The 8,187-nt window shown below is 53.3% G+C and carries 5 protein-coding genes; 4 read left to right on the forward strand and 1 reads right to left on the reverse strand.

The features are described from left to right. Positions 1-376 precede the first annotated feature (376 nt). Complete coding sequence (locus CW742_RS03865; RefSeq protein WP_292416707.1) at positions 377-1,474, forward strand: hypothetical protein; 1,098 nt, start codon at positions 377-379, stop codon at positions 1,472-1,474. Positions 1,475-1,494: 20 nt separating this feature from the next. Here CW742_RS03865 and CW742_RS03870 read toward each other — a convergent pair whose 3' ends face one another. Beyond that, positions 1,495-2,991: a TrkH family potassium uptake protein gene (locus tag CW742_RS03870; RefSeq protein ID WP_292416709.1), complete on the reverse strand. Its 1,497-nt coding sequence runs from the start codon at positions 2,989-2,991 to the stop codon at positions 1,495-1,497. 123 nt (positions 2,992-3,114) lie between these two features. On the opposite strand from CW742_RS03870, the gene CW742_RS03875 reads away from it, so the two are divergent. From CW742_RS03875 to CW742_RS03885, 3 genes are all read left to right on the forward strand, one after another. Next, positions 3,115-4,152 carry an AI-2E family transporter gene (locus CW742_RS03875; RefSeq protein WP_292416712.1) on the forward strand — a complete coding sequence of 346 codons (1,038 nt, stop codon included), beginning with the start codon at positions 3,115-3,117 and terminating at the stop codon, positions 4,150-4,152. Positions 4,153-4,229: 77 nt separating this feature from the next. After that, positions 4,230-6,038: a KUP/HAK/KT family potassium transporter gene (locus tag CW742_RS03880; protein ID WP_292416714.1), complete on the forward strand. Its 1,809-nt coding sequence runs from the start codon at positions 4,230-4,232 to the stop codon at positions 6,036-6,038. Between the two features lie 62 nt (positions 6,039-6,100). Continuing rightward, the gene (locus CW742_RS03885; protein ID WP_292416716.1) at positions 6,101-7,915 is read left to right on the forward strand and encodes a KUP/HAK/KT family potassium transporter; all 1,815 of its coding nucleotides are present in this window, start codon (positions 6,101-6,103) and stop codon (positions 7,913-7,915) included. Positions 7,916-8,187 lie beyond the last annotated feature (272 nt).

Genomic DNA, 8,187 nt, shown 5'->3' on the forward strand with positions numbered 1-8,187 from the left:
GTATAAGGGTGGAAAGTATTCTGTCGTACTGAAAGCAAGCAATACAATGGGTGAGGGTTCGAAGACCCGTTCAGATTATATTACAGCGCTAAACGGCACGCAGGTCACCGGAATAATAACAGATACAGTTTTTCAAAGCGGCGATATCATCCACAAAAATTTTTCGGCAAACGTTGGGAACAATCTACCGATAAATTTCCATTTTACAACGGATAGCAGAGATTTTGGCAAATCACTTAAAACGTTAATTTGGGAGAGCGAAGCACCAAGCGATGATAGCGATTTTTATCATATTATCAGTGACTCCCATTATAGTGATAAAAACGTTGCATATACCTTGACTTTCATTCGCAATGACATATCAGCCCCCTCATCAATGAGACTGAATTTCAGTATTAATTCTAAATGGGAGACAGGGTCAGGAAATATTGCGACGGAGCGAACAAAAACATTTGTCATCGCTCATGGTTACAACACAAACGGTGATGAAGTTGGTATTATTCTTCCGACAACGTATGTCGGCAATGATACTGTCAACCAAATCGAGTATTTTGCTGTTGATGTCCCGTCCCAATACACGTACCTGAACAAATTCGCCCTCGCCAAACTAAGCGGTTCCGGCAATCCCTTCCAGCTCATCACCCTGACCATCGCGAGCCAGGCAAACCCTCCCGCACCATCAGGTGATTCCGATTCATATGGTAACTCGGGAGCACCATCCGGCAGCAATAAAGGCCTCTCGGCACAGGCCCCTCAACAAGCGCCCGAACAAAAAGCTCCCGTGGCCTTCATTGATCCGGGAAAGACAGCGCCCCTCTACGCAAACTCAGTCGGAGTCATAACACAGGAGACTACGCTCACATCCACCGACACGCTGGCATCCGTTGTGCTTGGAGAGGGCACAATCGCAAAGGACAGTACCGGAAACCCGCTCTCCTCGATCAGCATCGCCTCCCTTGCGCCGGATGCAACTCCCGCAGCACCATCATCCGGCCAGGCAGTCATGATTGACGGAAGATCCTATGAGCTCGGGCCGGACGGTGCAACATTCTCGCCGGGGATTACCGTTACGTTCACCATCCCGCAGGCGCAGTGGGGCAAAGAGTATTCGCTGATGATGTACGACAGGGCAACCGGCACCTGGTCGGAAATCCCCGGCAGTTTCAATGCAAAAGACGGGACATTCACCGCCGTGCTGTCGCATTTCTGCTGTGTCGCGCTCTTTGAAAAGGACATTGGGCAACCGGTTGTCCGCCGCACAACCGGCATCCCGCAACCGGAACCTGCACGGCTCGCGCCGGTCGCAACACCGACTCCCCAGCCGCCCCAGAACGCGCTCTCGATCGTGTTCAGCATGGCAGAGTGGGTTTCGGGCGAAGCCGTGAACCGCAGCAGTTACCTGACCGCTCTTGGAATCATCTGTATCATTGTCCTCTCCATCATGCTCCTGCACCGGCGGCGGAATAATCCCTGAGAACAGGATCCGGCAGGCGGTTACTGGTAACGGGTCTCTGATACGTCTTTTGCAAGATCGTCCCGGATCTCCCGGAAGATGCCCATCGCGATGATGAGGACCGGCACAATCTCGATCCTCCCGAGCCACATGAGGATAATAAAAAGCCACTTGATAGAGAACGGGCTCATCGGATCGATGAACCCGACAGAGACTCCAGAGTTACTGAGCGCGGAGACGATCTCGAAAACCACCTCATCCAGCCGGAATGACGTGATATAGAGATGGAGGGCAACAACGGTCGCAAGGAAAATGGTCAGGACGTAGATAACGATGACAAGCAGGTTCTTTGAAACGGCAAGGTTCGAGCGCTCAACGGAGAGGGTTCTTCCGCCAACCCTGAGGGGCACAAGGACCCGGCTGCTGACAAAAAATCGCCGGAACCACCATTTCACGCCCGCAAAGACAAGGGCAAGCCGGTTGATCTTGATGCCCCCGGCAGTGCTCCCCATTGCACCGCCAATGAAGACCATCATGGCGAGGATCGCGAGGGGGACGGTTGCCCAGTGGTGGAGGTTGGAGTTCTGGAGACCGCAGGTGGTGATCCCGGAGATCGCAGTGAAGGTCCCCTGGCGGAGCGCCGAAAGGGGCGCGAGGTCGCTGAAAATATAGAGATCGAGCGATATAAGTGCAGCTCCGATCGCTGCAATCAGCAGGAGGATCCGGACCGTCTGATCGCGGAAGATCCCCATGACCTTGCCGTGGTACAGGAAGAGGAAGACCTTGAACGGGACGGAGCCGGCAAACATCACGGGTATCAGGAGAGCTTCGAGGGCTGCATTGTCATAGTACGCAAGACCGCTGTCGTGAAGGGTGAACCCGCCTGTCGCGATGGTTGTCATGACGAGGTTTAAGGAATCCCAGAGCGGGATTCCTGTCAGCATCACAAGACCCGTGAAACCGAAGGTGAGGACGAGATAGATCATCCAGAGCCTCCGGCTCGATGAGGTTGTGGCAGAGACCAGGGCATCTTCCCGGCCTTCTGCACGGTACATCCTGAACAGGGAGACCCGCGTCTTCGTGCGCAGGGAGATGCCGAACACGATGACGCCAATGCCGCCGACCCACTGCATGAACGACCGCCAGAAGAGGAGCGTGTTTGGCGCCTGGTCAAGGGACGGGATCATCGAGAAGGCAGTCCCGGTCCAGCCGGCCATGGCCTCGAAGACCGCATCCGTGTAGGACATATTGAGGCCGAAGACGAACGGCAGGGCCCCGACAAAGGCGATGGCAAGCCAGGAGAGGGCAACCGCAGCGAGCGTTGCGGAGAACGAAGGTTCGATATCCTCATGGGGGATATGCGAGATCAAAAACCCGGTTGCAAGAAAGGCAAACGGGGCTGTTGCCATGGGAAGGAGGAGGTCCCATTCACCGAAGATTGCAAGAACAAGAAACGGCAGGAGCGATACGATGCCAAGGAACTCGAAGATGAGTCCCATATCGTGCGCGATCATGGCAAGGTGCCGGGTCCGCTTCATCTGCTATCCAAGCTGATTGGTACCGTAATAGTGTTATGGGTATCGTTCCGTTGACAGGTGCGTGGGCTCATCCGGGCACAATCATGCTTTTAATGCCCGGCCCCGAACAATAACTAGCCGTCCATGTCCCTCATCAAAAATGAGCAGTTCCCGTTCATCCTCATGGTCATCCTGACCGTTGCTGCCATCATCCTCTTCTGGCCGGTCATGGACATGGTACTGCTCGGGGCATCGCTTGCGATCGTCCTCATGCCGGCCTTCCATTGGCTCATACAACACGCCCGCCCGGTGATCTCTGCTGCATTCATCACCATTGCGACATTCTGTGCGTTTGCTTGTGTGATCGGGTTTACCCTGTATGTCTTTTCGTCCAATGCGGAGACCCTGACCGTCATGTTCTCCGCGATTGCCGGTTGGATCAATAACCCGGAGACCAGTTTTACCGTTTTTGGTTTCCCCCTCAACAAGGCAGGGATTATCAGTCTCCTGAACACCGGCCGACTGATGTTCGTGGGTTACGAGGAGACGTTCATTGCAAACCTGAGTTACATCCTCTTCAAGGCATTCATCTTCTTCTTCACACTCTTTGTCCTCCTCCTTCATGGCGAGGAACTAAAACGGCGGATCATGGAGCACATGCCCGACACCCTGAATTCGTACGTGACCCGGCTTTCGGATGTAACGGTCGATACCCTGTATGCAATCTATGTTGTCCAGGTTGCTATTGCTGTCCTCACCTTTTTCATCGCCCTCCCGGTCTTCTGGCTGCTCGGGTACGGGGATGTCATCTTCTATGCGTTCTTTGCCGCATTCTGCGAGCTCGTCCCCATCCTCGGTTCATCGATCGCGTTTCTCCTGATCGGCACGTACGCGCTGGTTATCGGGGATATAGAGGGTGTCCTGATCCTCTTCTTCCTCGGCTATATCGTGGTCTCCTGCATGCCGGAGATCTTTATCCGGCCGGTCCTGGTGGGGCGGCGTGTGAAGATCCGTCCGGTTATCATGTTCATCGGGATTGTCGGGGGGCTCCTGACTATGGGGCTTGCCGGGTTCGTTCTTGGCCCGGTCATTGTCGTCCTCCTCATTACGAGCTACCGGATGTATGTGCAGGACAAAAAAGAGATGGCACAACAGGAAGTCATGGATGTAACGCCACGATGAGGTCCGCTGGAAACAGTACCCGGACAATTCCGGAAAGATATTAAGTTCACTCTGATCAGTGATCGGTAGGGATATCCGTGAGTGCAGGCACTGCACCGGGGATTATCAAATCCATCGGACTGGTGTTCGGGGACATCGGGACAAGCCCCATCTACGCGCTTACAGCGATCTTTCTCATCCTCCCGTCAACACCTGCCAATGTCATGGGGATTTTGTCCCTGGTTATCTGGACCCTGACAATTCTCGTGACCGTGGAATATACGTTTCTTGCCATGAACATTGGTAAGAAAGGCGAAGGAGGGACGATAGTGCTCAGGGAGGTCCTCCTCTCCCTCTTAACATCCGGCCACCAGGTCGCATTCGTTTCCTTCCTTGCCATTATCGGTGTTGCCCTGTTTATTGGCGATGGGGTCATCACACCGGCAATCAGTATCCTTTCGGCAGTAGAGGGCGTCCTGCTTATCCCTTCGTTTGGCGCCACCAGCCAGTGGATCCTGATGGGCATGGCAGGGACCATTGCCGTCGCGCTCTTCCTCTTCCAGGTAAAAGGCACAGAACGGGTGGCATTTACCTTCGGACCGGTGATGGTACTCTGGTTTGCCGTCCTTTCGGTGACTGGGATCGCCTCTATCATTACTGCCCCGTCAGTTCTCTTTGCAATCAGCCCGGGGTATGCAGTCTCATTCCTTTCCCGTCACGGCATCGAAGGATTCCTTATCCTTTCTTCGGTGATCCTTGTTGCGACCGGGGGCGAGGCACTCTATGCTGACATGGGGCACCTGGGAAAAAAACCGATCGTGCATGCATGGTATATTGTTTTTTCAGCACTCGTACTGAGCTATCTTGGGCAGGGAGCGTTTTTGATCAACCACCCGGATGCCCATAACGTGCTTTTCGAGATGGTCTATTCTGAGTTCCATGTTGCATACGTCCCCTTCCTTCTCTTAAGCATCGTTGCCACGGTCATTGCATCGCAGGCCATGATCTCGGGAATTTTCTCGATCGTTTTCCAGGGGATCACAACGCGGATGATGCCTCTGATGCGCATCAATTTCACCTCACCTCACATACGCTCGCAGATCTATATCGATGTCGTGAACTGGATGCTGCTTGCCGCAGTCCTCCTTATGATCCTCATCTTCCGGACTTCCGGCAACCTTGCCCATGCCTATGGCCTTGCAGTCAGCGGGACCATGGCGATCACCGGGATCCTGCTCACCTGGATCTTCCTGCGCAGAAAAAAGATTGTACTGAGTCTTGTGGCCGGAGGAGTTCTCATCGTGAATTTCCTGTTCCTGTCTGCAAATTTCCATAAGATTCCCTATGGCGGCTACTGGTCTCTCATCATCGCGGCGATACCGTTTGGAATAATTCTTATCTATGTGAAAGGCCAGGAAAAGCTCCAGAGCGCACTAATACCGGTACCGTTTTGCACGTTTGAAGAGGAATTCGAAAGAACGTATCGTGATGCGGAAAAAATACCGGGAACCGCACTATACTTCACCCGGGACTTCCGCCAGGTCCCGCCCTATATCCCCAGGACGCTGTTTACGAACGGGATCCTGTATGAAGAGAATATCCTTGTCTCTGTCATCAGGACAGAACAGCCATTTGGCGTCACCTGGGGCATCATCCGGGAAGTAACCGAGGGGTTTTCGGTTTTTGAGATATATCTTGGGTATATGGAAATCGTGGATCTTGATGCCATTATCCGGGAAACCGGTGTGCAGGAACGTACCATCTTCTATGGGATGGAAGAGATCCTGACAGTTCACCCGGTCTGGAGGATCTTTGCTGCGATCAAACGCCTTTCGCCTTCGGTTGTCCAGTTCTATAAGCTTCCGTCCGGGAAGATCCATGGAGTCATCACAAGAATTGAGATGTGACAGGGTAAACCTCACAAAAAAGAGAAAGCATTATCCCCAAACCTGATGAGACGTAATGAAGAATGTCAGGGGACTCTTTTGCCATGCCCGATATCGTCAAATCGATGGGGCTGGTATTCGGTGATATCGGCACCAGCCCGATCTATGCCCTGACCGCGATCTTCCTCTTAATCCCCCCGACCCCGGAGAACGTGATGGGGATCCTCTCCCTGATCATCTGGACACTGACCATTCTCGTCACGGTTGAATACACGTACCTTGCCATGCACCTCGGGAAGAAAGGGGAGGGGGGCACTATCGTGCTGAAGGAGACACTCCTGCCGCTCTTAAAGTCCGGCAACCAGGTGGCGTTTGTGACCCTCCTTGCCATCATCGGGATCTCGCTCTTTATCGGCGACGGGGTCATCACGCCGGCCATCAGCATCCTTTCAGCAGTTGAGGGGATACTCCTGATTCCCGGTTTTGAGGATATGCCCCAGACGTACCTGATGATCATTGCCGGCGTCATAGCCATCTGCCTCTTTTCGTTCCAGTCCCGGGGTACCGAGAAAGTTGCCTGGACGTTCGGCCCGGTGATGCTCATCTGGTTCATTGCCCTTGCCGGCTTTGGTGTGGTGGCCCTTATCAGCGCACCCGCCGTGATTCTTGCCATCAATCCCCTGTACGGGATCCAGTACCTTTTCGGGCACGGCCTTGAAGGATTCCTCATCCTTTCATCCGTGATTCTCGTTGCCACGGGAAGCGAAGCGCTGTACGCGGATATGGGGCACCTGGGACGCGAACCCATCATCCGTGCATGGTATTTTGTCTTCATTGCCCTTGCCCTGAACTATCTCGGGCAGGGAGCGTTTGCCCTGACCCACCCGGAAGCGAAGAACATTCTTTTCGAAATGGTGTTTACCAACCTGCAGATTGTCTATGTTCCGTTCCTTATCCTCAGCATTGCAGCAACGATCATTGCATCACAGGCTATGATCTCCGGGATCTTCTCCATTGTATACCAGGGCATCACCACCCGCATCATGCCGCTGCTTCGGATCGATTATACGTCACCCCAGCTCCGGTCCCAGATCTATATCGATGTCATGAACTGGATGCTCCTCTTTGCCGTGCTTCTTGTCATCCTCATCTTCCGGAGTTCCAACAACCTGACGCTTGCCTACGGCCTTGCGGTTGCCGGGGACATGGCGATCACCGGCATCCTCATAACCATGATCATGTTCCACCGCGGAGAGATTATCCGTACTCTCCTTGCAGCAGGCATCCTGATGGTCAATTTCTCCTTCCTCTTTGCAACCTTCCACAAGATTCCCCATGGCGGCTACATCTCCCTCCTGATTGCGTTCATCCCATTCTGCGTCATCATGATCTATGTCAACGGCCAGAAGCGGCTCGCAGCTGCTCTCTCCCCGGTTCCGCTGGAGGAGTTCCTGCCAAAATTCACCCGGACCTATGAGAGCGTCAACCGGATCTCCGGATCGGCGCTCTTCTTTGCCCGGGACTTCCGGAAGCTCCCCCAGTACATCCCCCGGATCATGTTCACGAATAATATCGTGTACGATGACAACATCATCATCTCGATCATCCGTACCGAACAGCCATTCGGTGTTACCTGGGGGTTCACCCGGGAACTGACACCAGGGCTCTCTATCTTCGAGATTTACCTCGGGTACATGGAGATTGCAGACATCAGCCATATTTTAAAAGAAGCGGAGATCGATGAGAAGACAATCTTCTATGGTATGGAAGATATCGTAACCGCTCACGTTGTCTGGCGGGTATTTGCCATCCTCAAGAAACTCTCACCGTCCATGGTGCAGTTCTATAAGCTTCCGTCCGACAGGATCCATGGTGTCGTGACTCGCGTCGAGATGTGAGAACAATAGTCCGATCGAGAAATCATGGCATTTTTTTTGCCTTTCCATGGTTTCAGATGGATGTCGGACCATTCCAGCCTGATTCCCATTTGGCGTTCGGCACACAATAATATGGTTTCCCTTCCCAGTGTACGTGGGCGTGGATATCCGAGTCTGGTCAAAGGAGCGGGATTTGGAATCAGATGATTACTTTCACGCAAAACCTGTAAAAGCATTATATAACAATCGCGCGAGGAACGCCGACCCAGGACAAAGGCAGTGGATTTAGAGTC

Source organism: Methanoregula sp. (assembly GCF_002835825.1).
GTDB lineage: Archaea > Halobacteriota > Methanomicrobia > Methanomicrobiales > Methanospirillaceae > Methanoregula.

Bases quoted from the DNA above. Each gene is read 5' to 3' on its own strand.
- CW742_RS03865 (WP_292416707.1), top strand. From the start codon at position 377: ATGAGACTGAATTTCAGTATTAATTCTAAATGGGAGACAGGGTCAGGA.
- CW742_RS03875 (WP_292416712.1), top strand. From the start codon at position 3,115: ATGTCCCTCATCAAAAATGAGCAGTTCCCGTTCATCCTCATGGTCATC.
- CW742_RS03885 (WP_292416716.1), top strand. From the start codon at position 6,101: ATGTCAGGGGACTCTTTTGCCATGCCCGATATCGTCAAATCGATGGGG.
- CW742_RS03870 (WP_292416709.1), bottom strand. From the start codon at position 2,991: ATGAAGCGGACCCGGCACCTTGCCATGATCGCGCACGATATGGGACTC.